A 26,542-nucleotide genomic window follows, 5' to 3' on the forward strand; every position below is an offset into this window, starting at 1 on the left:
GGGTCAGGCGAAAGCGCTCATCCCGGTGATGTCACGGCCGAGCAGCAGCGCCTGCACGCTCTCGGTGCCCTCGTAGGTGTGGATCGCCTCGATGTCGGCCATGTGCTGCATCACGCCGTTCTCGAGCAGGATGCCGTTGCCGCCGAGCAGATCGCGGGCGATGGCGGCCACGCGCCGTGCTGCGCGCGTGTTGTGGAACTTCGCCAGTGACGCCTGCGTGGGCCGCAGCTCGCCGGCGGTCTCGAGGTCTGCGAGGCGACGGCAGTAGAGCTGCATCGCGGTGAGGTCCTCGAGCATGTGGGTGAGGCGTTCCTGCACCATCTGGAACTTGGCCAGCGGCTTGCCGAACTGGATGCGCTGGGTCGAGTACGCGAGCGCAGCCTCGTAGCAGGCGGTCGCGTGACCGAGAGCCGACCAGGCGACGCCCGAACGGGTCGCGTAGAGCACGACCGACGCGTCTTTGAAGCTCTTCGTCCCCGGCAGCACGGAGTCGAGCGGCACGCGCACGTCGTCGAGCTCTATGTGCGCCTGGTGGATGGCTCGGAGCGATGCCTTGCCGCGGATCGGCGTCCCGGTGTATCCGGGGGTGTCCTGTTCGACGAGGAAGCACCGGACGGCGCCGTGCTCGGCCGCCGTCTCGTCATCGACGCGGGCCCACACGAACGTGATGCCGCCCGAGGCGCCGTTGCCGATCCACTTCTTCGCACCGCGGATGACCCATTCGTCGCCATCGCGGCGTGCGACGGTCTCGAGCGAGACGGAGTCCGATCCATGGTCGGGCTCGGTGAGTGCGAAGGAGCCGAAGACCGAGCCGTCGGCGAGGGCCGTCAGCCACTTCTGCTGCTGATCGGGTGAGCCGAAGAGCGCGAGAGTGCGCAGCGCGAGCCCGCCCTGCACCGCGAGCACGGTGCCGAGCGACCCGTCGCCGCGGGAGATCTCCATGTTCACGAGCCCGGCGGCGAGCGGGGAGAGGCGGGTGAGCGAAGGATGCTCGATGCCGTCGACGACCAGGTCCATCTCGCCCATGCGGCGAGCGGCGTCGAGCGGGTACTCGGCGCGGTCCCAGGCCTCCGCCATCTGCGGTCCGACCTCGTCGATGTACGCCTTGGCGCGATCCCAGGCCCGGCGATCGGCGTCGGGGATGTCGGCGAAGACGGCGTAGTAGTCGCTGTCCTGGCGTCCGGTGATGTCGTACGACGAGACGCGCTCGCCGGGGAGAGGGGAGGCTGCGGTGCTCATGGTGACTCCTTCGTGACACCAAGTATCGTACTCCTCGATACTCGGTTCCACGACTCCCTCGACGGGAGTCAGGCGGGGTCAGTCGAGCTGCGTGCGCAGGCGCCGGGTGACCTCGGCGATGGGCATCGAACGGGGGAACACGGCGACGACGACATCGTCCGGCGCTTCGGTGACCGCCTCCGATGACACGCCGTAACGGCGGCGGACGTCGGCGAGCGCCGTCTGCAACGTCGAGAGCGGCACCTTCTTCTTGCCGCGCAGCAGCTGCCGGAGCACATGGTTGTGCACCGCGGTGACGAGGGCGGAGAATCCGACGGCATCCAGAGGGTCGATGCCGGGAAGCGAGCTGCGCAGGTAGTCGTCGAACAGTCGCTCGTAGCGGAACACCGTGATGATCTCGCGTTCACGGAGCACCGGCACCTGACGCACGATCTGATAGCGCCGACGCGCGAGCTCCGGGTCGTGCGCGAAGTGGGCGAAGACCGATTCGGATGCTGCGCACACTGCGCCCCAGGGGTCGTCATGCCCCTCGGAGAGGAAGGTCCGCAGCTGCTCGAGCAGAACCTCGTGGTCGGCGAAGACGACGTCCTCCTTGCCTCCGAACTGGCGGAAGAACGTCGACCGTGAGACCCCTGCGGCCTTCGCGATCTGCTCGACGGAGGTCTGATCGAACCCCTGTGATGCGAACAGCTCGAGCGCAGCGGCCACGACGCCGGTGCGCAGTTCTGCGGATTCATGCATGGGACGAGCCTAGACCTCGGCTTCATGCGGTGCAGACGCCGGAATGCACCGACCGCGGCGACGCGCTCTGTGCACTGTCGATAGCGTCGACTAACATGGGTCGCCGGAGGGTGGGGCGCGCTCGCGTCCCTGACGGAGGGGAAGATCATGGCAGCGCAGATCGGTGCTGACTTCGAGCAGATGCTCGAGAACATCCATACGCTCGTCAAGAGCATCGAAGCGGCCGGAGTGGGGTCGCGCGCAACGCAGATCGAAGGCCTGCGCACCAACACGACCGCGCCCTACCTCGATTCCGCGTCCGACTATGCCGCCGGCCTCGAAGCGATGATCGCCGAGCTCAGCGTCAACACCGCCGCCTTCCGGGATGCGCTCAAAGCCGTCGTGGACCAGAAGCAGGAGTCAGAGCAGAACCTCTCCGCGTCTCTCGCTCAGATCGCGCAGGTCGTCGACGACCCGGCACTCACGCCGACCGATCACCTGACCAGCACCGGTTCCGCTCCGGCGGAATCGGGTCCAGAGGCATCCTCGGGCACGACGGAGGACGACGGCACCGAGTCGGTCACATACTGATGAGTGTTCGTCGATGGGGTGCCGTCGCGATGGCACTCGCGATCGCAGCGGCAGCGGCGACAGCACCGAGCGCGGCTGCGGCGCAGGACTTCTCGGCCGACGGACCGCTCTGGTATCTGGACGCGATGAAGATCCAGGCGATCCACGACGCGGGGATCACCGGTGACGGCGTGACCGTCGCCGTTTTCGACGCCGCCCTCGACCCGGAGGTCTCCACGCTCGAGGGTGCGGACATCGAGGTGAGGCAAGCCGAGGGCTGTCCCGATCCGCTCTCGGGGAATCGCGACGACTTCGAGGGGCTGAAGCATGGGACGTCGGTGACGTCGCTGATCGTCGGAAACGGCACATCGGACTCGGGTGCGGGTCCGGTCGGGATCGCTCCCGACGTGCGGATCCTCTATTACGGCATCCTGCAGGACTCGTGCGAGGGAGACACGTTCCCTGCTGCCCTCGACGATGCCGTCGCCCAGGGCGCGGACATCGTCACCATGTCGGGTGGGTTGAATCGACTCGCAGATGAGCTTTCGCAGGATTCCGTCGACAGCGTCGCCGCCGCACTGCGCGAGGGCGTGCTCGTCGTAGCCGGACTGCCGAACCGCGACACCGTCTGGGAGTTCGTGACGACCACGATCAACGGCGTCGTGAACGTCGCGTCCGTCGATGCGTCGGCGCAGGCGGCGACGCAGCTCGACGGTTCCGCAATGGTCAACGAGGACGTGGACATCGTCGCGCCGGGTATCGACGTCGCAGGCCTCGGCTTCGATCAGACGTGGGGGATGTCGGCGTGGTCAGGCAACTCGGCAGCCACTCCGATCGTCGCGAGCCTTCTTGCACTGGCGAAGCAGAAGTGGCCGGATGCCAGCGGGTCGCAGCTGCTGCAGTCGATGATCCGCAACACAGGCTCGACCCCGCATGAGCTGCAGTGGTCGGACACCTTCGGGCACGGGATCATCAATGCGACCCGTCTCGTGCAGGAGGATCCCACGCAGTATCCCGATGAGAACCCTCTCTTCAAGGACGACCAGTCGCCCTCGTTCGAGGAGGTGTTCTCGGCGACCGGCACCGAGCCGACCGGAGAGCCGAGTGCCGAAGACGGCTCGGGTCCCGGTGCGCTTCCGTGGATGCTGGGCGGCGGAGCGGTCATCGTGATCGCCGTCGCGGCGACTGCAATACTGATCGGCCGCAAGAAGAGTGGAGGACGCGCAGATGTATGACCCCAATGTGTGCACACCGACGATGTTCGAGGATGAGCTCCGGGCGCTGTCATCGATGAGCTCGTTCACGGACCCTGAGATGGAGTCCCGCCTGCAGGCGGTGGCGGAGCTGCGGAGAGCGATCCAGGCCGTGCGGGAGATCCCCGGTTGGACCGGCGACTCGGTGGGCGAGGCGCAGGTTCTCCTGGAGCGTATGGAGAAGAACGCGACCGCCATCGAGACGGCGTTGACGGACATGCGCTCGGGCCTCCGCAGGGCCGCGGACAGTGCGGCGGGCGCCGCATCCGCTGCGCTGCGGCGCCTGCCGTCAGCATCTGCGGACGGATTCATCGCCGATGCCCAACGCAATCTCGCCGGGATCACCGACGGATGGGGCGCCTTCGACACCGGCGAGGCTGTGGCGCGTGAAGAGGCGCGGCTCGCCGCAGAGCGGGAGGCCGCGGCGATCGAGGAGCTCAAGGCCATCCGCGGCTCGCTCACCGGAGAGGCGCGACAGAACTTCCAGGACCCCGGCACAGTGACGGTCAACACCTCCTCTGTCCCCCTTCCCGTGATCGACGTGGACGGGATCGACTCCCGTGTTCCCCCGGTCGGCAGCAATGGGCCGTCGGCAGGTGGCGGCTCGCCGCAGGGCGGCACCGGCGGCGGCAGCTGGACGGCGCAGCCTGGCGGAGGGTGGGTGCCCGGAGGCGACGGCGGCTCGGGCGTCGGCAATGGCGGCTCAGGCGGTGGCAACGGCGGCTCAGGCGGTGGCAACGGCGGATCGGTGGGTGACACCGACTTCGGCAACGGTGACTCAGGCGGTGGCAACGGCGGGGGCGGCGTCGGCACCGGCGGCGACGACGGCTGGGGCACCGTCGACCCAGGCGGATCCGGAAGCGGCGGCGCAGGTGACCCCAGCGTGGACTCGCCGATCGGCGGCACCCTGCCCGGGTACCCCGGCGGTGGCGGTGCCAGTGGCGGCGGCGGTGGCGGAGGTCTGCTCACCGGCGGATCCGGTGGTTCGGGCACGCTCGGCGCAGCGGTCGTGGGTGGTGCGGGAGCCGCGGCCCTCCTGGGCACGCGCTCGGCGTCTCTCGGCGGCACGGGCGGCGCGAGCCTCTTCGGCGCGGGTGGGAGCGGCGCAGGAGCCGGTGCTGGTGCGGCCACTGCCGGACGTGGACTGCTCGGCATGAGTGGTGCGACCGGCCCCGGAGGCATCGGGGCGGCAGGATCCGCATCCGGTTCGGCATCCGGCTCTGCCGGCGGTTCGGCCGCCGGCGCGGGTGGTCGTTCGATGGCTCCCGGCATGATGGGCGGAGCAGGCGACGACGAGAAGCGGCGCGAACGCTCGGGTCTCGGCGGCCCGATCGCCCCCAAGCTCGAAGACGAAGAGGAGACAGGGCCCCGCTCGCGTTCGGCCCAGGCCGGCAGTCGCGACACGCTCCGCTGAACCCGATCTCCATACCGGTATGCGCTCCCGGCGGCCTCTTGGCCGCCGGGAGCGTTCAGTTCGAGGTAGTAGGCTGGGCGACTGGTCGATGTCTCGACATCGAGAGAATTACCAGACAGCAGCCCAGTGAAGGAACCACAGTGGATCTGTACGAGTACCAGGCACGAGACGTTTTCGAAAAGTACGGAGTGCCGGTTCTCGCCGGCATCGTCGCCGACACCCCTGAGGAGGTGAAGGCAGCCGCTGAGAAGATCGGCGGAGTCGTCGTCGTCAAGGCCCAGGTGAAGACCGGTGGTCGTGGCAAGGCCGGCGGCGTCAAGGTCGCGAAGACCCCCGAAGAGGCATACGAGGCGGCCAAGGCCATCCTCGGACTCGACATCAAGGGCCACGTCGTCAAGCGCGTCATGGTCGCGCAGGGTGCGCGTATCGCCGAGGAGTTCTACTTCTCCGTGCTGCTCGACCGTGCCAACCGCTCCTACCTGAGCCTCTGCTCGGTCGAGGGCGGCATGGAGATCGAGGAGCTCGCGGTCGAGCGCCCCGAGGCGCTCGCACGCGTCGAGGTCAACCCGTTGACCGGCATCGACAAGGCGAAGGCCGTCGAGATCGCCCGTGCAGCCAACTTCCCCGAAGACCTCATCGAGAAGGTGTCCGACGTCTTCGTCAAGCTCTTCGACGTCTACAAGGGCGAGGACGCGACTCTCGTCGAGGTCAACCCGCTGGTCCGCACCGAAGAGGGCGACATCATCGCTCTCGACGGCAAGGTGACACTCGATGACAACGCCTCCGAGATCCGTCACCCCGAGCACGAAGCGCTCGAAGACAAGGACGCAGCCGACCCGCTCGAGGCCAAGGCCAAGAAGAGCGGTCTGAACTACGTGAAGCTCGACGGCGAGGTCGGAATCATCGGCAACGGTGCAGGACTCGTCATGTCGACGCTCGACGTCGTCGCCTACGCCGGTGAGAACCACAACGGCGTCAAGCCCGCCAACTTCCTCGACATCGGCGGTGGCGCCTCGGCTGAGGTCATGGCCGCAGGCCTCGACGTCATCCTCGGCGACCCGCAGGTCAAGAGCGTGTTCGTGAACGTCTTCGGCGGCATCACGGCGTGCGACGCCGTGGCCAACGGCATCAAGGGCGCTCTCGAGACCCTCGGCAGCGCAGCCTCCAAGCCGCTCGTCGTGCGCCTCGACGGCAACCGCGTCGACGAGGGTCGCGCGATCCTCGCCGAGTACGCGCACCCGCTCGTCACGCTCGCCAGCACCATGGACGAGGGCGCCGACAAGGCCGCCGAACTCGCCAACGCCTGATCGCAGAGAGACACAAGGACTAAAGAAATGTCGATCTACCTCAACAAGGATTCCAAGGTCATCGTCCAGGGCATCACCGGAGGCGAGGGCACCAAGCACACGGCGCTCATGCTGAAGGCCGGCACCCAGGTCGTCGGTGGCGTGAACGCGCGCAAGGCCGGCACCACGGTCTCGCACACCGACAAGGACGGCAACGCCGTCGAGCTCCCCGTCTTCGCCTCCGTGGCCGAGGCCATGAAGGAGACCGGCGCCGACGTGTCGATCGCCTTCGTCCCCGGCGCCTTCACCAAGGACGCGATGATCGAGGCCATCGACGCCGAGATCCCGCTACTCGTCGTGATCACCGAGGGCGTCCCCGTCGGAGACTCGGCCGAGGCCTGGGCCTACGCGCAGAGCAAGGGCAACACGACCCGCATCATCGGACCGAACTGCCCCGGCATCATCACCCCCGGTGAGGCGCTCGTCGGCATCACGCCCGCGAACATCACCGGCAAGGGCCCGATCGGCCTCGTGTCGAAGTCGGGCACCCTGACCTACCAGATGATGTTCGAGCTGCGCGACCTGGGCTTCTCGACCGCCATCGGCATCGGCGGCGACCCGGTCATCGGCACGACGCACATCGACGCGCTGGCCGCGTTCGAAGCAGACCCCGAGACCAAGGCGATCGTGATGATCGGCGAGATCGGCGGCGACGCTGAAGAGCGTGCGGCCGAGTACATCAAGGCGCACGTCACCAAGCCGGTCGTCGGCTACGTCGCAGGCTTCACGGCCCCCGAGGGCAAGACCATGGGCCACGCAGGCGCCATCGTCTCGGGCTCGGCAGGCACCGCTCAGGCGAAGAAGGAGGCCCTCGAGGCCGCCGGGGTCAAGGTCGGCAAGACGCCGTCCGAGACCGCCGCTCTCATGCGTGAGATCGTCGAGTCGCTCTAAGAGCTATAATCGAGGAGAAGGCCCTGGACTCCACTCCGGGGCCTTCTTCTATGCCCGGACGGGGTCTCCGCCGAGCCGCTCCCAGATCGCCGCGACGTGCCGTGAATCGGTGCCACAGCATCCTCCGATGACGCGCACCGACGGCATCCGCTCGAGGAGCTGAGCCATGCGGTCGGCCAGTTCGACGGGGTCGCCGTCGTCGAGGATCTCCGACTCGTCGAGCTCGGCGTGCGAGAGGCGTGAGGCGTTGGGGCGGATGCCGACGATAAGTGGCGCGGTGTCGGCATCCAGAGCGCGCTCGAAGTGATCCGGGTGCGCGCAGTTGAGGGCGTAACCGTCGGGCGGATCCGACGCCTCCACCTCGGCGATCGTCTCCGCGAGTGTGCGGCCTGACGCGAGCAGTCCGTCGGTCTCGACGGTGAACGAGATCTCGACGGAGATGCCTGCCTCGCGGGCGGCGCGGACGATGCCCTGCGCCTCCGCCGCGTCGTTGAGCGTGTACGCGGCGATCACGTCTGCCCCCGCCTCGACGAGGGCGCGCACCTGGTCGCGGTGATAGCGATAGGCGTCATCCGGTCCGGTCACGGGATCCCACGCCCCCGGTCGGTAGCCGTCTCCTCGGGGGCCGAGCATGCCGACGATCTGCACCACAGGCAGGCCGGACTCGGCAGCGATCCGCTGCAGCAGCCGCACCGCATCGACGTTGACCCGATGCATGGCGTCGGTGTCGTATCCGAGCCGGGCGCCCCAGTCCGAGCTCGCACGCCAGGTGGGGGTCTCGAGCCGCAGCGGGGCGCCGTGTGCTCGGGCGATCTCGACGTAGCCGCGGTAGTACTCGCCCAGGAGCCGGCGGCCGTCATCATCGTCGAGGAGGACGAAGGCGGCGAAGTCCGGCAGATCGACGCCGTGATGGAAGATCAGATCGGTCTCCAGGCCGCCGTCTGTGACGTGACGGACCGGTACGACGGGTGCGGACATCGGTGCCTGCTCTCCTCGGGTCCTTCCGTTGTAGCACTGCGCACAGGGTGGCGCCACGGGGCCTGCACACGACAGAGGGGCGGATGCCGCAGCATCCGCCCCTCGTTGTTCCTGAGTCGCTCAGGCGACGCCGAACAGTGCCTCGATGGGTCCGCGGGCGAAGAACACGACGAAACCGGCGGCGACCACCCAGAGCAGTGGGCTGATCTTCCTGGCCTTTCCGGAGAACGCCTGCACGAGGACCCAGCTGACGAAGCCCGCGCCGATGCCGTTGGCGATCGAGTAGGTCAGCGGCATCACCGTGACCGTCAGGAACACCGGGAGCAGCACGCTGAACTCGGTCAGATCGATGTACTTGATCTGGGCCATCATCATGGCTCCGACGATCACCAGCGCTGCGGCGGCGATCTCGGTCGGCACGATCGACGTGAGCGGTGTGAGGAACATCGCCAGCAGGAACATGCCACCGGTGATCAGGTTCGCGAAGCCGGTGCGCGCACCCTCTCCGATGCCCGCTCCGGACTCGATGAACACGGTGCTCGACGACGACGACGTGCCACCACCGACGATCGCGCCGACACCTTCGACGACCAGCGCCGACTTGATGCGGGGGAAGTCGCCGTTCTCGTTCGCGAGACCGGCTTCCTTGGCGAGACCGGTCATGGTGCCCATGGCATCGAAGAAGTTCGAGAAGACCAGGGTGAAGACGATCATCACGATCGCGACGAGGCTGACCTTGCTGAAGTCGAAGCCGAAGTCGACCGCGCCGACCAGGCTCAGGTCGGGCAGGCCGAACGGCGAGCCGCTGAGCGTGGGGACCGTGAGGCCCCAGCCTCCGGCGTTGCCGTCTGCCGCGGCGCCGAGATGCCAGATCGCCTCGACGATCACCGCGAGCACCGTGCCCGAGACGAGGCCGATGAGCAGCCCGCCCTTGACCTTGCGGGCGACCAGGATGCCGGTGACGATCAGCGTGACGATGAAGAGGACGGTCGGGACGGTCGCGACGGAGCCGCCGACTCCCAGACCGACCGGCGGGGACGCGCTGCCGGTGGCGGTCACGAAGCCCGAGTTGACGAAGCCGATGAAGGCGATGAACAGGCCGATTCCGACCGTGATCGCGATCTTGAGCTGGAACGGCACAGCGTCGAAGATCATCTTCCGAAGGCCCGTGGCAGCGAGGAGCACGATCACGAGACCGTTGATCATGACGAGCGCCATGGCCTCGGGCCAGGTGACCTGGCCGACGACCGAGAATGCGACGAAGGCGTTGATGCCGAGGCCGGCAGCGAAGCCGAAGGGCAGGCGGGTGATGAGACCGAACAGGATCGTCATCACGCCGGCGGTCAGCGCGGTCGCGGCGCCGACGGCGCTGAAGTCGAGGGTGTTGCCTGCGACATCGGCCGAGCCGGACAGGATGATCGGGTTGAGGATCACGATGTAGGCCATCGTGACGAAGGTCACCAGACCCCCTCGGATCTCGGTGCCGATCGTGGATCCGCGCTTGCTGATCTCGAAGAAGCGGTCCAGGGCGTTCGTGGGTTCGGCGGTTGAGCGGGTGGGGGACGGGGCAGTTGTCATCGGGAAACCTCCGCAGGAGACGATATCGTGTCGCGCGAGTCGCGCGCGCCCCCAGGCGACGACAGGGTTCTCGTCGTAGTCTCGATTCGATATGCAACGCCTCCTCGTCGCGCTCCTCGCCGCCTTCGATGCCGCTATCGCTGCGGCGGTCGGTCTCGTGGTTCTGCTGGCGCCGCTCACCCTGCTCTGGACGCTCTCGTTCGGGGTGACAGCCGACTGGGGAGCGCTCTGGCCGCTCACCGGCTCACTGTGGCAGTTCGGCCACGGCGTGCCGCTGAGCATCGACGTCTCGACCGAGGTGCTGCGCACCACGGGCATCGCGCCCGACGCTGCCGCTTTCACGCTCTCGGTGACTCCGCTCGCATTTCTCGTCTTCACTCTGCTGTTCGCGGCTCGCTCCGGCGCCCGTGCCGCCCGCGCGGGTGCGTGGCTGCTCGGCACGCTGTCCGGTTCCCTCGCGTTCGCGGCGATCGCGACCGGAGTCGCGCTGACCTCGCATCTCGCCGCGGTCGAGACGCCCGTCGCAGAGGGCATCCTGCTTCCGACCGCGGTCTATCTCGTGGGCGCCGCGTGCGGGGCCGTGCGCATCGCCTGGGAAGACGGCGACGGCGGCGTCCTCGACCGCATCCACGACGTCGTCGACTCCTGGGGCGATTGGGGACCGGTGCCGAGCGCAGCGGTCCGCGGGGCGGCCTTCGCCGTGGTGGGGGTCACCGCTGTCTCGGCGGTCGCCGTCGCCGTTCTCGTCGCGGCACGGGGCGGGGAGATGGTCGCGTTGTTCCAGGCAGCTCGGGTCGACGCGCTCGGCGCCGGAGTCATCACGCTCGGGCACCTCGCCTATCTGCCGACGATCATCGTCTGGGCGGCCTCCTGGCTCGCCGGCCCCGGATTCGCGGTGGGCGTCGGCACTGCGGTGTCTCCCGCGGGCACCCAGCTCGGGGTGGTCCCGGGGATCCCCGTGCTCGGTCTTCTTCCTGAGAGCACGTCGATCTGGATGCTCATCGTGATCATCCTCCCGATCGGAGCGGGAGCCTTCGCAGGATGGGCCGTCCGCTCGCGACTCGTGTGGGAGGGAACGCCTCTCGGAATGGCTCCTCGTGCGGTGATCGCCGCGGGCATCGGTGTGCTGACCGCCGCGGCCGCCGGGGTCGCCGCCCTGCTCGCCGGAGGATCGATGGGACCGGGGCGGCTCGCCGAAGCCGGACCGGCGGCGCTGCCCTTCGCACTCGCTCTGGGCGGCGAGGTCCTGCTCGGTGCGGCGATCCTGCTCCTGTCGCCTCGGAACCGGGACGAGCTCGCGGAGGAGCGCACCGACCGGTGGGTCGCCGAGATGACGGCATCCGATTCCGCCTCGAGTGAGCCCGGCGAGGGGATGGTTCGCTGGCCCGATGCAGCGTCGGACTACGACACCGCGCCGCTGGATGGCGCGGCGGGGTTCCGGCTGCCCCAGCGCGACCCCGGGGACCCCGTCGGCTGACACGCGGGGTCGGGCCCGGCGCCGGCCCCGATAGACTGGGTGCGTGCTCACGGTCGCCGTTCTCATCTCGGGCACCGGCTCGAACCTTCGCGCCCTCCTCGAGGCTGCTCGCCACCCCGATTTTCCTGCGCGGGTGGTGGTCGTCGGCGCCGACCGCGAAGCCGATGGCCTCGCCCACGCCGAGGAGTTCGGCATTCCGAGCTTCACGGTTCCCTGGCACGAGCACGAGTCTCGTGAGGCGTGGGGTGAAGAACTCGGCCGACAGCTCGCGGTCTGGAATGCAGACCTCGTCGTGCTCAGCGGCCTGATGCGCCTGCTTCCCGCTGCGCTCGTCGCGGACCTCGCGCCGCGGCTCATCAACACGCATCCCGCCTACCTGCCTGAGTTCCCCGGTGCACACGGAGTGCGCGATGCGCTCGCCGCGGGCGTCTCGGAGACCGGCGCGAGCGTGATCGTGGTCGACGACGGCGTCGACACCGGGCCGATCCTCGCCCAGGAGAGGGTGCCGGTCATCGCAGGCGACACCGAGCACAGCCTGCACGAGCGCATCAAGCCCGTCGAACGCCGACTGCTCATCGACGTGGTGCGCCGCATCGCGACCGGCGAGCTCTCGCTGACCTCCGCATCCTGACCCGATCCACGCACGCCCCCCCTCGCACGAAGGAGCCCCTCATGGCCGGACCCCGCCACGATCATTCGCTGTACCGCGACCGCGACACCGTCCCGGTGCGCCGGGCGCTCGTCTCGGTGAGCGACAAGACCGATCTGCTCGTGCTCGCGGCGGCGCTCGCCGATGCGGGTGTGCAGATCGTCTCGACCGGCTCGACCGCCTCCACCATCCGCGAGGCCGGATTCGAGGTGACCGATGTCGCCGCCGTCACCGGCGTCGCCGAGATGCTCGACGGGCGCGTGAAGACGCTGCATCCCAAGATCCACGGCGGCCTGCTCGCGGACCTCCGCCTCGAGGATCACGAGCGTCAGCTCGCCGACCTCGACATCGCGCCGTTCGAGCTCGTCGTCGTGAACCTCTACCCCTTCGTCGAGACTGTCGCCTCGGGCGCCGAGGGCGACGACGTCGTCGAGCAGATCGACATCGGCGGGCCTGCCATGGTCCGCGCCGCGGCCAAGAACCACGCGAACGTCGCGATCGTCGTCTCGCCGCAGTCGTACCCCGGCATCATCAGCGCCATCGAGAACGGCGGCACCACGCTGACGCAGCGCCGCGAGCTCGCGGCCCGCGCCTTCGCGCACACCGCCGCGTACGACACGGCTGTCGCCTCCTGGTTCGCCGAGGGCACGCTCGGTGAGGGCGAGGACCTGCCCACCCACCTCACGATCCAGGCCGAGCTTCTCAACACCCTGCGCTACGGCGAGAACTCGCACCAGCGCGGCGCGATCTACACGCGCGTCGGTGGCCACGGCATCGCGCAGGCGACGCAGCTGCAGGGCAAGGAGATGTCGTACAACAACTACGTCGATGCGGATGCCGCGCTGCGCGCCGCGTACGACATGGTGAAGCCGGCCGTCGCGATCATCAAGCACGCGAACCCGTGCGGCATCGCGACCACCGCGCCCAACGCCCTCGACCCGATCGCGAGCGCGCACATCCGTGCGCACGAGTGCGACCCCGTGTCGGCGTACGGCGGTGTGATCGCCGCGAACGGCACCGTGACGCTCAAGATGGCCGAGAACCTCAAGGACATCTTCACCGAGGTCATCGTCGCTCCGTCGTTCGAGCCCGCAGCGCTCGAGGTGTTCAAGGCGAAGAAGAACCTGCGTCTGCTGCAGCTTCCGCAGGACTGGCAGCAGGAGCGCATGGACGTGCGCCTGGTCTCGGGAGGGCTTCTGCTGCAGGACGCCGACCGCTTCCCCGACGACATCGTGTCGGTCGCGAAGAACTGGGAGCTCGTCTCGGGCGAGCGCCCCAGCGACGAGGAGATGGAGAACCTGATCTTCGCGTGGAAGGCGTGCCGCGCCGTGAAGTCGAACGCCATCGTCCTCGCGAAGGACAACGCCACGGTCGGCGTCGGCATGGGCCAGGTCAATCGTGTCGACTCGTGCCGGCTCGCCGTCGAGCGTGCCGGTGACCGGGCAGCGGGCTCGGTCGCCGCATCCGATGCGTTCTTCCCCTTCGCCGATGGCGCGCAGGTGCTCATCGACGCGGGCGTCACGGCGATCGTCCAGCCCGGCGGCTCGGTGCGCGACGAAGAGGTCGTCGACGCCGCACGCAAGGCCGGAGTCACGATGTTCTTCACCGGAGAGCGTCACTTCTTCCACTGAGGAGTCCGGCCCCAGGGTCGCAGCACCTCCGAGACCCCTCGCGTCGACGTCGGCGCGAGGGGTCTCGCGCTGTCTGCAGGGGGGTGAGACCGATGTCCACAGTGATGTCCGATTTCCGCCAGTCAGTGTCGGAGGAGCATGACAGAGTGGAGCCATGAGCTTCCCCGTGACCGACTTCGACGAGCGATATCGCGCGATCAGCGCACGTGACACGCGCTTCGACGGTCAGTTCGTGACCGCCGTGAGCTCCACCGGCATCTACTGCCGGCCGAGCTGCCCCGCGCGCACACCCAAGCCGCAGAACGTCACCTTCTACCCGACCAGCGCGGCGGCTCACGAGGCGGGCTTCCGGGCGTGCAAACGATGCCTCCCTGAGGCGGCCCCCGGCTCGCCCGCGTGGGATCTGCGCAGCGACGTCGCCGCTCGGGCGATGCGTCTCATCGCCTCGGGCGTGGTCGAGCGCGAGGGGGTCTCCGGGCTCGCCGTGCGTCTCGGATACTCGACCCGGCACCTCACCCGGCTGCTCTCGACCGAGCTCGGTGCGGGTCCTCTCGCCCTCGCGCGGGCGCATCGGGCGCACACGGCGCGGATGCTGCTCGTCGGCACGGACATGCAGATCTCCGACGTCGCGTTCTCCGCGGGCTTCGCGAGCATCCGGCAGTGCAACGACACGATCCGCGAGGTGTTCGGCCTGACGCCGGGCGAGCTCAGGGCCCGTCGGAAGACGCCGGCGTCGGCTGCTCCCGGCGCGATCGACCTCGTCCTCCCGTATCGCGGTCCTCTCGATGCGGCCGGCGTCTTCCACTGGATGGCGGCCCGTGCGGTGTCGGGGGTCGAAGAGGCCACGGCCACGTCGTTCTCGCGTCATCTGCGCATGGCGGGCGGGCCCGCATGGTTCGAGGTGAGGCAGGATGCGACGGAGCGACTGCACCTGCGTGCCCGTGTCGCGCAGCTCGGCGACCTCGCTCCGCTGGTGTCGACCGTGCGACGGATCTTCGATCTCGACGCCGACCCTCTTGCCGTCGACGATGCGCTGAGCGCGCATCCGGAGCTCGCTCCGCTCGTCGCGCGCACTCCCGGCATCCGTGTGCCCGGTTCGGCGGATCCGCATGAGATGCTGATCCGCGCGATGATCGGTCAGCAGATCACGGTCGTCGCCGCTCGCACTGCCCTGACGGCCCTGACCGAGGCGCTGGGGGAGCGCACGGAGCAGGGGCTTCTGTTCCCCACGATGTCGGCGATCGCCGAGCGAGGGGCCGAGGTGCTGCGCGGGCCGGGGGCTCGTATCAGGGCGATCGTCGGTGCTGCGGCAGCTCTCGCCGACGGCTCGCTCCCGCTCACGGTCGGAGACGACGGCGTCGAGCAGCGAGCCGCCCTGCTCGCGATGCCGGGCATCGGTCCCTGGACGGCCGACTACGTGCGGATGCGCGTGCTCGGCGACCCCGACGTGCTTCTCCCCGGCGATGTCGCACTGCGCGCAGGGGCCGCCGCGTCCGGGCTTCCGGGCGATCCGCGGCCGCTCGTCGCGTGGGCGGAGCGCACCGCCCCGTGGCGCAGCTATCTCAGCGCACATCTCTGGCGCGCAGCACCGGCCCGCCCTGTGCGACGGACGCGCGCGTCCCAGACCACCACCCTTGTGAAGGAGACCCCATGAACGCCATCATCCAGACCATCGAGACCCCGGACGGGCCGTTCACCATCCTCGCCGACGAGCATCAGCGAGTGCTTTCCTCGGGATGGACTGCCGATCAGGCGACGATCGTCGCCCGCCTCTCGGCCCAGGGGCGACCGACTCAGGTGCGCGAGCGCGACACTGATGCGGCAGCCGCGGCGCTCGCGTTCTACGCCGGAGACCTCTCGGCGATCGACGCGGTCGCGGTGAAGCAGACGGGCACGACGCTGCAGCTGGCCGGATGGTCGGCGCTGCGTCAGATCGAGCCGGGGGAGCCGCTGACCTACACCTCGTTCGCGGCGCGGCTCGGCAACCCTCGGGCGGTGCGGGCCGCTGCCTCGATCTGCGCGCGCAACGCTCCGGCGCTGTTCGTCCCGTGCCATCGCGTGCTGCGCTCCGACGGCACGCTCGGCGGGTTCGCGTGGGGCCTCGACGTCAAGGCGAGTCTGTTGGAGAGGGAAGCCGCGCGGGGGTGAGTCGCAGAATCGTCGGCCGGCGCTGAAGCGCTATCGCCCGTCACCGAGACGGGCATCCCGGCATGCGATGTCGCCAGAGGAAGACGACGTCGAGGAATCAAGAATCTCTCTTGCGCTCAGCTTGTTCACAGGAATAGGCTGGTGGGCTGTCGCACCGACCGGGACGACATCGCCGAGCCTGAGGAGGACACCATGACATCGATCGCCGCTGTGCAGATCGCCGCTCTCGGCTCGACCCCGGTGCGCCCGCTCCGCTAGAGCCACTTTCCGACACGCACGACCTCACCGGATGCCGGACTCCGAGAGTCCGTTGCTGCGTCCGCCCCCTTCAGCAACCGCTTCCCCATACGAAACTCGTCTGAGAGACATGTCTTCCTCGCCTTCATCGCAGAACGCTTCTTCCTCCTCGTCCCTCTCCACGCCGGCAGCCCTGTGGCGCCTGAAGCCCTTCGTGAAGCCCGTCATCTGGCGGCTCGCCGGAGGTGCCGCCAGCGCCCTCGTGGCCGCGGTCATCGCGCTGATGATTCCGATCGTGCTGGAGCAGATCATGCGCGGACCGGTGCAGACCGGTGCGCTCGACGCCATCGCCTGGGGTGCGCTCGCGGTCTTCGGTCTCGCCCTCGGTGAGGCGCTGATGGTGTGGCTGCGCCGCCAGTTCGTGCTCAACCCCGCGACGCAGGTCGAGTACAAGATGCGCACCGAGCTCTACTCGCGACTCCAGACGCTGCCGGTCTCGTTCCACGACCGCTGGCAGTCGGGGCAGCTGCTGAGCCGCATGATGCAGGACATCGGCCTGATCCGCCGGTGGCTGGCGTTCGGTCTCGTGCTGCTCGTGGTCAACGTGCTGACGATCATCATCGGCTCGGTGCTGCTGTTCCGCTGGCACTGGCTGCTGGGCGTCATCTTCATCGTCACCGCCATTCCGCTGTGGATCCGCGGCTATCTCTTCGAGAAGCGCTACGGCGCGCTCACGCGCCGCAGCCAGGACCAGGCCGGCGACCTCGCGACCAGCGTCGAGGAGAGCGTGCACGGCATCCGCGTGCTCAAGGCCTTCGGTCGCGGCAAGCACGCCCTCGGTCGCTTCAGTCGTCAGGCCGAGACGCTTCGCGAGACCGAGATGAGCAAGGCCGGCGCGATCGCGTCGATCTGGTTCTGGCTCGACCTCATGCCGCAGATCGCCTTCGGCCTCAGCCTGATGTCGGGCATCTGGCTCATCTCGCAGGGCGAGATCGATCAGGCGCAGCTGTTCGCGTTCTTCGCCATGGCCGTGGTGCTCCGCTGGCCCATCGAGTCGATCGGCTTCCTGTTCTCGTTCATGCTCGATGCGCGCACGGCGACCGACCGCGTGTTCGACATCTACTCCGAGACGAACTCCATCACCGACCCCGAGAACCCGGTGCACATCGCGGAACCCCGCGGCGAGCTGGCTTTCGAGGCGGCGCACTTCCGGTACCAGGACGCAGGAGAGCACGAACGCGACCTGCTCGACGGCATCGATCTCGTGCTGCGGCCGGGCGAGACCATGGCGCTCGTCGGACTGACCGGCAGCGGCAAGACCACGCTGACCACGCTGCCGACGCGTCTCTATGACGTCACCGGCGGGCGGGTCACGCTCGACGGCGTCGACGTGCGGGATCTGCCGCTCGCCGAGCTGCGCCAGCACATCGCGATGGCCTTCGAAGACGCCACGCTGTTCTCGGCGACCGTTCGTGAGAACGTGCTGCTGGGGCGCGCCGACCTCGACGTGCACAGCGAGGAGGGCGAGCGTGTGCTGCGCGAGGCTCTCGAGGTCGCCCAGGCGGCCTTCGTGGACTCGTTGCCCGAGGGCGTCGAGACCGTCATCGGCGAGGAGGGGCTGAGCCTCTCCGGTGGGCAGCGTCAGCGTCTGGCACTCGCCAGGGCCGTCGCCGCGAACCCGAAGGTGCTCGTGCTCGACGACCCGCTGTCGGCGCTCGACGTCGACACCGAGGCTCTCGTCGAAGAGGCGCTGCGGCACGTGCTGGCCGACACCACGGCGATGATCGTGGCGCACCGCCCCTCGACCGTGGCCCTCGCCGACCGCGTGGCGCTGCTCGAGGCCGGCCGCGTCACCGCCGTCGGAACCCACAGCGAACTGCTGAGGACGAGCCGTCACTACCGGCACGTCATCTCGAGCCTCGAGGCCGAGGAGGCGGCGCGTACGGGCGCCATCCCGATCATCCGCGACGAGCAGGCTGAGATCGACGCCACAGTTCAGGCCGGGATCCGCGAGCATGCCGCCGACCAACACATCATCACCGAGAAGGAGGTGCAGCGATGAGCACCGCGATCACCGGAACCCAGGACGAAGACCGCTCCAGCTACACCAAGGAGGAGAGCCGGGCCATCCGGCGTCGCTCGCTCCGACTGCTGGGCTCGCTCGTGCGTCCCCTCAAGGCGCAGATCGCGCTCGCGGCGATCGTGCTCGTGATCTCGACGGCGCTCCAGGTCGCCGGCCCGATCCTGATCAGCATCGGGCTCGACCGGGCCCTGCCCGCCGTGCTCGAGCGCGCGGACTGGATGCCGACCTTCATGATCGGCGGGGTCTATCTCCTCGCCGGGGCGGTCGCGGCGGCGATGATCGCCTGGTACGTCATCATCGCGGCCAAGCTCACGCAGGCGGTGCTGCTGGACCTCCGCAAGCGGATCTTCCTGCACACTCAGCGCCTCAGCCTGGAGTTCCACGAGTCGTACACGTCCGGTCGCATCATCTCGCGCCAGACGAGCGATCTCGACTCGATCAAGGAGCTTCTCGACGGCGGACTGAACGAGCTCGTCTCCGGCGTGCTGTTCGGCCTGTTCACGTTCATCGCGCTGTGCGTGTGGGACTGGCAGTCCGGGCTCATCCTCGCGATCGGCGGCGTGCCGCTGTTCTTCCTGATGCGCTGGTTCTACTCGCGCTCTCAGCTCGTCTACCGCGAGTCGCGCGTGATCAGCGCGAAGGTGATCGTGCAGTTCGTCGAGACGATGACGGGCATCCGAGCGGTGAAGGCGTTCCGCAAGGAACCCCGCAACGATGTGGCGTTCCAGAAGATCGCGGGCGACTATCGGGACGTCAACCGACGCTCGATGCTGCTGTTCGGCACGTTCGAGCCCGGTCTGATGGGCGTCGCGGCTCTGGTGCTCGGCATCGTCGTGCTCTGGGGTGGCATCCGAGTGTCCGAGGGGGCACTCACCGTCGGCGTGCTGCTGTCGGCTGTGCTGTACGTGCGCAACTTCTTCGCTCCGATGCAGGAGATCGCGATGTTCCTCAACTCCTACCAGTCCGCCACGGCGGCGCTGGAGAAGGTGTCCGGCGTGCTCGAGGAGGTGCCGACCGTTCCGGATCCCGAGAAGCCGGTCGACCTCTGGGAGTCGCGAGGACACATCGAGTTCGATGAGGTGACGTTCGGCTACAACGGTGAGAAGACGATCCTGCCGAACTTCTCGCTGGACATCCCCGCTGGGCAGACCATCGCTCTGGTGGGCACCACCGGAGCGGGGAAGTCCACGCTCGCGAAGCTGATCTCCCGGTTCTACGACCCGTCGATCGGAAAGGTGACGCTCGACGGAGTCGACCTGCGCAACCTGCACCCGAAGGATCTCCGCCGGGCCATCGTCATGGTGACGCAGGAGGCTTATCTCTTCAGCGGAACGGTCGCCGACAACATCGCTCTCGGAAAGCCCGACGCCTCGCTCGACGAGGTCCGCGCGGCTGCCCGCGCGGTCGGGGCGGACGAGTTCATCTCGTCGCTGCCCGACGGGTACCGCACCGACGTCAACAAGCGCGGTGGTCGTGTGTCGGCAGGTCAGCGTCAGCTGATCTCGTTCGCCCGAGCGTTCCTCGCCGACCCCGCGGTGCTGATCCTCGACGAGGCCACCGCGTCGCTCGACATCCCCTCGGAGCGTCTGATTCAGGACGCGCTGCAGACGCTGCTCAAGGACCGCACGGCGATCATCATCGCGCACCGTCTCTCGACGGTCGCGATCGCCGACCGGGTGCTGGTGATGGAGCACGGGAAGATCATCGAGGATGACACGCCCGAGGCACTCATCAGCGGCACGGGCAAGTTCGCGCAGCTGCACGCCGCCTGGCAGGAGACCCTGGTGTGAACGAGCCCGATTCCTGAACACCGGGGCCACGACCGATCATCGGTCGTGGCCTCGGTCGTACGTCGGGGAGACGGCGGAGCGGTGAGGCGTCGGCCTGGGTAGCATCGAAGTATGGATCCGTTGCTTCTCGCCGTCGAGTTGTGGTGGATCGCGCCCGTCGCGGCCGGCGGAGTCGCGGCCGGGGCGGTCGGGTTGCGTCGTCGCAGCACGAAGAGCGGCCGTCGGCTCGAGTACGACGCGGCCCGGCACGATCTCAAGGCCGCGCAGCAGACGGCGGTCGAACGACGGATGGCCGTGAAGTTGGCCAGGGCCGACGTCGCGCGCATCTCGGCCGAGCGCAGCGCGCGCCGTGCGACTCCCGAGCAGGTGGCCGGTGCCAAGCGGATGCTGCGCGCCAAGGAGAACGATGCCAAGGCCGCCGCCGCAGACGTGCGCGCCAAGCAGGTTCGGCTCAACGCCGCTCGTGCGGCGATCCCCGCAGCATCCGCCCCTCGTCCCCTGGAGCGTCTCCAGGCGCAGCATGAGGCGATCGTCGTGCGCTGGATGAACTATGAGACCGATGCCGGCCTGCAGATCGCGTACCCGGCGATGACCGACGTCAAGCAGCCCGCGACAGCGGCGTATCTCCGGGCGGCAGCGCATGCGGTCGAGATGCGCCGCGCCGCCACCGGACGGGTCAGCGCTGAGGACTTCGCCGCCTACCGTGACGCCGTCGCCGACCTCGAGCGCGCCTTCGAGGCCGCGGAGCATTCGGCGAGGGTTCAGGCGGGCGAGGCACCCAAGCCGTCGTCGGCCTGGCAGGACGCCGCGCAGGACATGATCAGCCGCTCCGCCGACGCGATCGATCGCGCAGCCGGCGCCGCGGCATCGGCATTCGCGGCCTGGAACGAGCGCAAGCGGCCAGGCAAGCAGTGACCGCCGCCTCCGAGGAGGAAAGGCGGCGGTCGGTGGTGCGCATCCGAAGGGTCAGGCCCCGATCGTGCGTGAGGCGATGAGCTCGCGATACCAGCGCCCCGAGTCCTTGACGGTGCGTTCGAGCGAGTCGAAGTCCACGCGCACGATGCCGAACCTCTTGGCGTAGCCGTACCCCCACTCGAAGTTGTCGAGCAGCGACCACACGAAGTAGCCCCGCAGGTCGACACCCCGCTCGATCGCACGGTGAGCGGCGGTGAAGTGACGTCGCAGGTAGTCCGTGCGCTCGGGATCGGGCACTGAGCCGTCGGCAGCGACCTCGTCGTCGAACGCGGCGCCGTTCTCGGTGACCATCAGCGGCTGGGCGGGGAACTGCTCCGACAGGGAGACGAGCAGCTCTTCGAGTCCCTCCGGCGCGATGTTCCACCCCATCGCCGTGTAGGGCCCCGGCTGCTCGACGAACTCGACCAGCTGATCGCTGCCCGGCCACGCGGTGCCTCCGGCCGTGCCCTTGTGCCCGTCGTTCTGCTGCTTCTCCGAGATGCCGTCCCAGAGTCGCACCGTCGCGGTGGAGTAGTAGTTCACTCCGAGCACATCGATCGGCTGGTTGACGGTGGCGAGGTCGCCGTCGTGCACGAACGACCAGTCCGTGACCGAGGCCGTGTCCTCGAGGAGATCCGCGGGGTACTCGCCGCGCAGCATCGGCTGCGTGAACGCGCGGTTCGCCAGAGCGTCGATCCGGCGCATGGCCTCGTCTGCGCCGTCGCCCACGCCGCGCAGCACATGGAAGTTCAGTGTCACCGAGTAGTCGGGGTCGCCGGTCGACGTGGCGCGGAGCGCCTGGACCGCGCGCCCGTGCGCGAGGTTCAGGTGGTGCACGGCGGCCAGGGCGGAGGCAGGCTCGTGGCGGCCCGGCGCGTGACCACCCTGCCCGTATCCCAGATAGGCCGAGCACCAGGGCTCGTTGAGCGTCGTCCAGGTGTGCACCCGGTCGCCGAGCGCCGCCCCCATGATCGACGCGTATCGCTCGAAGGCGTCGGTCGTCGACCGGGAGGTCCACCCGCCTGCATCCTCCAGATACTGCGGCAGGTCCCAGTGATAGAGGGTCGCCACCGGCTTGATGCCCCGCTCGAGCAGTCCGTCGACAAGACGAGAGTAGAAATCGATCCCCGCCTGGTTCACGGCGCCGTCCGCCGCGGGAACGATCCGCGGCCAGGCGATCGAGAATCGGTACGCCTGCAGTCCGAGATCCGACATCAGATCGAAGTCCTCATCGACGCGGTGGTAGTGGTCGCAGGCCACATCGCCGGTGTCGCCGTTCCACACCTTCCCCGGCGTCTTGCTGAACGTGTCCCAGATCGACGGCGTGCGCCCGTCTTCGGCGGCCGCCCCCTCGATCTGGTAGGAGGCGGTAGCCGATCCGAACGTGAAGCCCTCGGGCAGCACGAGTCCGGATCCGCGGTAGTCATCGGCAGGAGAGAGAGTCACCGGGTCACCTCAGTCAGGTCGGTTTCGTAGATCTTCTCACGGCCGTCCGGGCTCGTGACGGTCACGGACGCCGAGCCCGATCCGCCAGGGAACACCCGCAGTCGCAGGCCGTCGTGATAGTCGTAGTCGGGTCTGTCGGTGCGGGCACCCCAGGGGAGTGCCGTGCCTGGTCGCACGTACAGCGGAAGCGAGTCGAAGGAGTGGGTCTCTCGGCGCCAGCCCCCGCCCGAGACGGTCTCGCCGCTCAGCAGCGAGGTCCACTCGCCCTCCGGCAGATAGAACTCGACCGATCCGTCCTCGGAGAAGACGGGCGCCACGAGCAGGTCGGTGCCGAGCATGTACTGCCGGTCGAGGTAGCCGACGGCCGGGTCATCGGGGAACTCCAGCTGCATCGGCCGCATCACGGGCAGGCCCGTCCTCGATGCGATGATGCCCTGCTGATACAGGTAGGGCATCAGCTGCATCTTGAGGTGCGTGAATCGCCTCGTCACGTCGACGGCCTCCTCGTCGAATGCCCACGGCACCCGGTAGGAGCTCGATCCGTGGAAGCGCGAGTGCGAGCCGAGCAGACCGAAGGCCGTCCAGCGTTTGAATACACCGGCATCCGGAGTGCCCTCGAATCCGCCGATGTCGTGGCTCCAGAAGGCGAAGCCGCTCAGTGCGAGCGAGAGCCCGCCGCGCAGGGTCTCGGCCATCGACGCGTAGGTCGACGTCGAGTCGCCGCCCCAGTGCACCGGCATGCTCTGCCCGCCGGCGGTCGCCGAGCGCGCGAACAGCACGGCGTCGTCTGCGCCTCGCGCTTCGACGAGCACATCGTGCACGGCCCGGTTGTAGAGATCGGTGTACAGGTTGTGCATGCGCTCGGGGTTGGAGCCGTCGGCCCAGACCACCTCGGTGGGGATGCGTTCGCCGAAGTCGGTCTTGAAGCAGTCCACGCCCTGTGCGATGAGCTCGCGGAGCTTCGCCTGGTACCAGGCGGTCGCATCCGGATTGGTGAAGTCGACGAGCCCCATTCCCGCCTGCCAGAGATCCCACTGCCAGACCGACCCGTCGGGGCGCATCACGAGGTAGCCCTGATCAGCCGCCTCACGGAAGAGGGGGGAGCGCTGCGCGATGTACGGGTTGATCCAGACGCAGACGCGCAGGTCCTTGTCGTGCAGTCGTGACAGCATGCCCTCGGGGTCGGGGAACACCCGGGAATCCCAGACGAAGTCGGTCCAGTTGAACTCGCGCATCCAGAAGCAGTCGAAGTGGAACACCGACACCGGCAGCTCACGCGCCGCCATCTCGTCTATGAAGGAGTTGACGGTCTTCTCGTCGTAGTCGGTCGTGAAGCTCGTCGACAGCCAGAGCCCGTACGACCAGGCCGGCACCACGGGCGGTCGTCCGGTGAGAGCGGTGTAGCGTCCCAGGACATCCTTCGGCGTCGGTCCAGCGATGACGAAGTACTCGAGCACCTCGCCGGAGACGGAGAACTGCACGCGCTCGACCGACTCCGATCCGATCTCGTACGACACGTGGCCCGGGTCGTTCACGAGCACGCCGTAGCCGCGATTCGAGAGATGGAACGGGATGCTCTTGTAGGCCTGCTCGCTGGAGGTGCCGCCGTCAGCGTTCCAGATGTCGACCGACTGGCCGTTCTTCACCAGCGGACCGAAGCGCTCGCCGAGGCCGTAGATCAACTCGCCGACTCCGAGGTCGAGCTGCTCGTGCACGAAGACGGATCCGTTCGGGCTCGAACCGCCCTGTCGTGCATTGTCGACGATGCCGGCGTCGACCTGCGCGTCCGGGGCGAGGCGCACGTATCCCTGGGCCTTGTGCGCGCTTCCGGTCACGCGTCTCCCGTCGACCTCGAATGCGAGGTTCCAGGGCGCGCCCTTCGTGATCCGTGCGACGAGCGAACCGGCATCGAGAGCGCCACCCCCCTCGGTGAGGGACACGGATGCCGCTCCGGATCCTGCCCCGGGAAGACCGAAGCCGCCGTGCCAGCGGCCTCCTTCGTGGTGCGCGATGCGGACGCGCACCACCCCCTCGGCGGGCGATGAGAGCGTGGTCGTCAGCACCGGCCGGTTCAGGGTGTCGCCGCGCTTGGCGATCACCATGGTGGGTGCTGTGATGACGATGCCGGGTCCGTCGGGGGTGTCGTCGGTCTCGGCGATGTCGTAGGCCTCCTGCGCGTACAGCGCGGTGACCCCAGGACGCAGTTGCCAGAACCCGTCGGTGAACTTCATTACTTGACTGCTCCTGCCGTGATGCCGCGTGTGAGGGTGCGCTGGAAGATGAGGAAGAAGATGAGCGTGGGGATGATGCCGAGGAGGGCGGAGGCGCTCGTGGTCGTGACGTCCATGAGCCGGTCGCCCTGCAGCACGCTGATCGCCACGGGGACCGTCTGATTCGCATTCGATGCGAGGAAGGTCAGCGGGATCAGGAACTCGTTCCACGTCCAGATGAAGAAGAAGATGAGCAGCACCGACAGGGTCGGGCGGCTGATCGGGAAGACGATCCGCCAGAGGATCTGCCAGCGATTCGCACCGTCGATGGATGCCGCTTCGAGGATCTCCTTGGGGAACGTGCCGTAGACGGACGACAGCAGGTATGTGCCGAAAGCCGCCTGGATGACCGTGAAGACGATGATCACCGACCACACGTTGTCGTACAGGCCGACGGACTTGAACATGTAGTACAGCGGGTAGAGAAGCGCCTCCTGCGGCAGCAGGTTGGCGAGCAGGAAGAGCAGCACGATCCAGCTGCGCCCGCGGACGCGGCCGATGCCGATCGCGAAGGCGTTGAGCATCGAGATCACGACGGCGAGCACCGAGACGATGCCCGCGATGAAGATCGAGTTCCACACCTTCTCGGGGAAGTTCACCCGCTCCCAGAATTTGATGATCCCGCCGAAGTCCAGCGTCTCGGGGAAGGCGAGCGGACCTGATGTGGCGTAGTCGACAGGGGACTTGAACGAGTTGACCAGCACGAGGTAGAACGGCGCGATGATGAGCAGTGCGCCGATCACGACGAGCGCGAGCATGAGCCAGTCGACGGGGCGCTTCCTGGTCATCCCGCCGCGAGGGCGTTTCTGGGAGGGCTTGCCGGTGACGATGGCGGTGGTGGCGTGCATCAGAGACCCGCCCTTTCCTTGCGCTCGAGCGAGTTCTGCACGCGGATGAAGATGATCGACACGATCACCACGACGATGGTCAGCACGGTGGCGATGGTCGCGCCGTAGCCGACGTTCCGCTTGGTGAAGAACTCCTGGTAGGCGTAGTAGGCGGGCACCAGAGTGGCACCGGCGGGGCCGCCGCGCGTGATGATGTACACGGGGCCGAAGACTTTGAGGGCGGCGATCGTGCAGGTGAGCGTGACGACGAAGATCTCCGGGCGGATGATGCTCATCGTGATCGCGGTGAATCGCTGGAACCAGTTCGCGCCGTCGAGTTCGGCGGCTTCGTACAGTTCGGGATCGACGCGCTGGAGCGCCGCCATGAAGACGACGACGGGGTAGCCGAGCTGCACCCACACCATGACGACCATCAGCACGATGAGGGCTGACGGCATCTGGCCGAGCCAGTCATAGGCGGGGATGCCGAACCAACCGAGGATCTGGTTGAGCGCGCCGTCGCCACCCGGCCGGACGATCCAGCCGATCACGATGCCGGCGACGGCGATGGGGAGGATCTGGGGGAGATAGTAGGTCGCGCGCAGGAAGCTGCCGACCTTGCCGCCGAACTTGCGCCCGACCACGTCGAAGAGCAGGGCTGCGACGATCAGGCCGACGATCGTCGGCACCACGACCATGGCGAGGATCATCCACACGGAGTTCGTGAACGAGGTCCAGAAGTCGCTGTCGGTGAGGATCTTCTGCCAGTTCTCGAGACCGATGAACTCGGGGGCGCGCACTCCCTTCCACTTGGTGAAGGTCAGGTAGACGTTCCAGATCAGCGGGACGATGACGACGACGAGCAGAAGCACGAAGCCGGGGAGCAGGTACAACCAGTAGGCCCCGGTCCCGCCGCTGCGCTGCGGGATCGACGGCTCTTCGGGCGGCAGCTTCGTGCGGCCCTCGCGTCGGGTGACGAGTGACATGTTCATCTCCAGGAGGATGCGGGGGCGACGCCGTGCGGTCGTCGCCCCCGCGGGC

21 protein-coding genes are annotated in these 26,542 nt (G+C 68.2%); 13 read left to right on the forward strand and 8 right to left on the reverse strand.

All coding sequences use genetic code 11. The features are described from left to right. Positions 1 to 3 precede the first annotated feature (3 nt). Both RU09_RS07945 and RU09_RS07950 read right to left on the reverse strand, forming a co-directional pair. On the reverse strand, positions 4 to 1,239 hold the full coding sequence (locus tag RU09_RS07945) for an acyl-CoA dehydrogenase family protein (RefSeq protein WP_042539267.1): 1,236 nt from the start codon (positions 1,237 to 1,239) through the stop codon (positions 4 to 6). 78 nt (positions 1,240 to 1,317) lie between these two features. Continuing rightward, positions 1,318 to 1,980 (reverse strand): TetR/AcrR family transcriptional regulator, encoded by a 663-nt coding sequence (locus RU09_RS07950; RefSeq protein ID WP_042539269.1) that lies wholly within the window; start codon positions 1,978 to 1,980, stop codon positions 1,318 to 1,320. Between the two features lie 147 nt (positions 1,981 to 2,127). Between RU09_RS07950 and RU09_RS07955 the strand changes: the two genes are divergently transcribed. From RU09_RS07955 to sucD, 5 genes are all read left to right on the forward strand, one after another. Beyond that, complete coding sequence (locus RU09_RS07955) at positions 2,128 to 2,550, forward strand: hypothetical protein (RefSeq protein ID WP_042539271.1); 423 nt, start codon at positions 2,128 to 2,130, stop codon at positions 2,548 to 2,550. After that, positions 2,550 to 3,764 carry a S8 family peptidase gene (locus RU09_RS07960; protein WP_082041062.1) on the forward strand — a complete coding sequence of 405 codons (1,215 nt, stop codon included), beginning with the start codon at positions 2,550 to 2,552 and terminating at the stop codon, positions 3,762 to 3,764. The genes RU09_RS07955 and RU09_RS07960 overlap by 1 nt, the downstream gene beginning before the upstream one ends. Continuing rightward, the gene (locus tag RU09_RS19020) at positions 3,757 to 5,196 is read left to right on the forward strand and encodes a hypothetical protein (RefSeq protein WP_052492900.1); all 1,440 of its coding nucleotides are present in this window, start codon (positions 3,757 to 3,759) and stop codon (positions 5,194 to 5,196) included. Before RU09_RS07960 ends, RU09_RS19020 begins: the two co-directional genes overlap by 8 nt. 140 nt (positions 5,197 to 5,336) lie before the next feature. Next, a complete protein-coding gene (gene sucC, locus RU09_RS07970) occupies positions 5,337 to 6,503 on the forward strand; it encodes an ADP-forming succinate--CoA ligase subunit beta (protein ID WP_042539275.1) in 1,167 nt (388 codons plus the stop codon). 27 nt (positions 6,504 to 6,530) lie between these two features. Then, a complete protein-coding gene (gene sucD / locus RU09_RS07975) occupies positions 6,531 to 7,433 on the forward strand; it encodes a succinate--CoA ligase subunit alpha (protein WP_042539277.1) in 903 nt (300 codons plus the stop codon). Positions 7,434 to 7,481: 48 nt separating this feature from the next. Here sucD and RU09_RS07980 read toward each other — a convergent pair whose 3' ends face one another. Both RU09_RS07980 and RU09_RS07985 read right to left on the reverse strand, forming a co-directional pair. Continuing rightward, positions 7,482 to 8,411: a homocysteine S-methyltransferase family protein gene (locus RU09_RS07980; protein WP_042539279.1), complete on the reverse strand. Its 930-nt coding sequence runs from the start codon at positions 8,409 to 8,411 to the stop codon at positions 7,482 to 7,484. 120 nt (positions 8,412 to 8,531) lie between these two features. Then, positions 8,532 to 9,989 carry an NCS2 family permease gene (locus RU09_RS07985; RefSeq protein WP_042539281.1) on the reverse strand — a complete coding sequence of 486 codons (1,458 nt, stop codon included), beginning with the start codon at positions 9,987 to 9,989 and terminating at the stop codon, positions 8,532 to 8,534. Positions 9,990 to 10,080: 91 nt separating this feature from the next. Between RU09_RS07985 and RU09_RS07990 the strand changes: the two genes are divergently transcribed. The 8 genes from RU09_RS07990 to RU09_RS08025 all read left to right on the forward strand — a co-directional run bounded on the left by RU09_RS07990 (position 10,081) and on the right by RU09_RS08025 (position 20,919). After that, on the forward strand, positions 10,081 to 11,466 hold the full coding sequence (locus RU09_RS07990) for a cell division protein PerM (RefSeq protein WP_042539283.1): 1,386 nt from the start codon (positions 10,081 to 10,083) through the stop codon (positions 11,464 to 11,466). 43 nt (positions 11,467 to 11,509) lie between these two features. Continuing rightward, positions 11,510 to 12,097, forward strand: a complete 588-nt coding sequence (purN, locus tag RU09_RS07995; protein WP_042539285.1) for a phosphoribosylglycinamide formyltransferase — start codon at positions 11,510 to 11,512, stop codon at positions 12,095 to 12,097. A 41-nt stretch (positions 12,098 to 12,138) separates the two neighbouring features. After that, positions 12,139 to 13,746, forward strand: a complete 1,608-nt coding sequence (gene purH, locus RU09_RS08000; protein ID WP_042539287.1) for a bifunctional phosphoribosylaminoimidazolecarboxamide formyltransferase/IMP cyclohydrolase — start codon at positions 12,139 to 12,141, stop codon at positions 13,744 to 13,746. A 154-nt stretch (positions 13,747 to 13,900) separates the two neighbouring features. Continuing rightward, complete coding sequence (locus RU09_RS08005; RefSeq protein ID WP_042539289.1) at positions 13,901 to 15,400, forward strand: DNA-3-methyladenine glycosylase 2 family protein; 1,500 nt, start codon at positions 13,901 to 13,903, stop codon at positions 15,398 to 15,400. Next, a complete protein-coding gene (locus tag RU09_RS08010; RefSeq protein WP_042539292.1) occupies positions 15,397 to 15,894 on the forward strand; it encodes a methylated-DNA--[protein]-cysteine S-methyltransferase in 498 nt (165 codons plus the stop codon). Before RU09_RS08005 ends, RU09_RS08010 begins: the two co-directional genes overlap by 4 nt. A 367-nt stretch (positions 15,895 to 16,261) precedes the next feature. Beyond that, positions 16,262 to 18,193 (forward strand): ABC transporter ATP-binding protein, encoded by a 1,932-nt coding sequence (locus RU09_RS08015; protein ID WP_042539294.1) that lies wholly within the window; start codon positions 16,262 to 16,264, stop codon positions 18,191 to 18,193. Further along, entirely contained in the window at positions 18,190 to 20,004 is a 1,815-nt protein-coding gene (locus RU09_RS08020; RefSeq protein WP_042539295.1) for an ABC transporter ATP-binding protein, read from the forward strand. The genes RU09_RS08015 and RU09_RS08020 overlap by 4 nt, the downstream gene beginning before the upstream one ends. Before the next feature lie 111 nt (positions 20,005 to 20,115). After that, positions 20,116 to 20,919: a hypothetical protein gene (locus RU09_RS08025; protein ID WP_042539296.1), complete on the forward strand. Its 804-nt coding sequence runs from the start codon at positions 20,116 to 20,118 to the stop codon at positions 20,917 to 20,919. A gap of 51 nt (positions 20,920 to 20,970) precedes the next feature. On the opposite strand, the gene RU09_RS08030 is transcribed toward RU09_RS08025, so the two are convergent. The 4 genes from RU09_RS08030 to RU09_RS08045 are packed head-to-tail and all read right to left on the reverse strand — an operon-like array spanning position 20,971 to position 26,487. Next, positions 20,971 to 22,404, reverse strand: coding sequence for a GH1 family beta-glucosidase (locus RU09_RS08030; RefSeq protein WP_042539298.1), 1,434 nt, complete (start codon positions 22,402 to 22,404; stop codon positions 20,971 to 20,973). Further along, positions 22,401 to 24,635 (reverse strand): alpha-xylosidase, encoded by a 2,235-nt coding sequence (yicI, locus tag RU09_RS08035; RefSeq protein ID WP_042539300.1) that lies wholly within the window; start codon positions 24,633 to 24,635, stop codon positions 22,401 to 22,403. Before yicI ends, RU09_RS08030 begins: the two co-directional genes overlap by 4 nt. After that, positions 24,635 to 25,522, reverse strand: coding sequence for a carbohydrate ABC transporter permease (locus tag RU09_RS08040; RefSeq protein WP_079112406.1), 888 nt, complete (start codon positions 25,520 to 25,522; stop codon positions 24,635 to 24,637). The genes yicI and RU09_RS08040 overlap by 1 nt, the downstream gene beginning before the upstream one ends. Further along, the gene (locus RU09_RS08045; protein WP_153302285.1) at positions 25,522 to 26,487 is read right to left on the reverse strand and encodes a carbohydrate ABC transporter permease; all 966 of its coding nucleotides are present in this window, start codon (positions 26,485 to 26,487) and stop codon (positions 25,522 to 25,524) included. Before RU09_RS08045 ends, RU09_RS08040 begins: the two co-directional genes overlap by 1 nt. Positions 26,488 to 26,542: the final 55 nt, after the last annotated feature.

The organism is Microbacterium sp. MEJ108Y (genome assembly GCF_000834175.1).
Classification (GTDB): domain Bacteria; phylum Actinomycetota; class Actinomycetes; order Actinomycetales; family Microbacteriaceae; genus Microbacterium; species Microbacterium forte.

Coding starts and splice junctions, on each gene's coding strand:
- RU09_RS08040 (WP_079112406.1), bottom strand. CDS start 25,522: ATGCACGCCACCACCGCCATCGTCACCGGCAAGCCCTCCCAGAAACGC.
- purH (WP_042539287.1), top strand. CDS start 12,139: ATGGCCGGACCCCGCCACGATCATTCGCTGTACCGCGACCGCGACACC.
- sucD (WP_042539277.1), top strand. CDS start 6,531: ATGTCGATCTACCTCAACAAGGATTCCAAGGTCATCGTCCAGGGCATC.
- RU09_RS08020 (WP_042539295.1), top strand. CDS start 18,190: ATGAGCACCGCGATCACCGGAACCCAGGACGAAGACCGCTCCAGCTAC.
- RU09_RS07945 (WP_042539267.1), bottom strand. CDS start 1,239: ATGAGCACCGCAGCCTCCCCTCTCCCCGGCGAGCGCGTCTCGTCGTAC.
- RU09_RS07955 (WP_042539271.1), top strand. CDS start 2,128: ATGGCAGCGCAGATCGGTGCTGACTTCGAGCAGATGCTCGAGAACATC.
- RU09_RS08010 (WP_042539292.1), top strand. CDS start 15,397: ATGAACGCCATCATCCAGACCATCGAGACCCCGGACGGGCCGTTCACC.
- RU09_RS08025 (WP_042539296.1), top strand. CDS start 20,116: ATGGATCCGTTGCTTCTCGCCGTCGAGTTGTGGTGGATCGCGCCCGTC.
- RU09_RS08015 (WP_042539294.1), top strand. CDS start 16,262: ATGTCTTCCTCGCCTTCATCGCAGAACGCTTCTTCCTCCTCGTCCCTC.
- RU09_RS08045 (WP_153302285.1), bottom strand. CDS start 26,487: ATGTCACTCGTCACCCGACGCGAGGGCCGCACGAAGCTGCCGCCCGAA.
- RU09_RS07960 (WP_082041062.1), top strand. CDS start 2,550: ATGAGTGTTCGTCGATGGGGTGCCGTCGCGATGGCACTCGCGATCGCA.
- RU09_RS07980 (WP_042539279.1), bottom strand. CDS start 8,411: ATGTCCGCACCCGTCGTACCGGTCCGTCACGTCACAGACGGCGGCCTG.
- RU09_RS07950 (WP_042539269.1), bottom strand. CDS start 1,980: ATGCATGAATCCGCAGAACTGCGCACCGGCGTCGTGGCCGCTGCGCTC.
- RU09_RS19020 (WP_052492900.1), top strand. CDS start 3,757: ATGTATGACCCCAATGTGTGCACACCGACGATGTTCGAGGATGAGCTC.
- RU09_RS08005 (WP_042539289.1), top strand. CDS start 13,901: ATGAGCTTCCCCGTGACCGACTTCGACGAGCGATATCGCGCGATCAGC.
- yicI (WP_042539300.1), bottom strand. CDS start 24,635: ATGAAGTTCACCGACGGGTTCTGGCAACTGCGTCCTGGGGTCACCGCG.
- RU09_RS07990 (WP_042539283.1), top strand. CDS start 10,081: ATGCAACGCCTCCTCGTCGCGCTCCTCGCCGCCTTCGATGCCGCTATC.
- RU09_RS07985 (WP_042539281.1), bottom strand. CDS start 9,989: ATGACAACTGCCCCGTCCCCCACCCGCTCAACCGCCGAACCCACGAAC.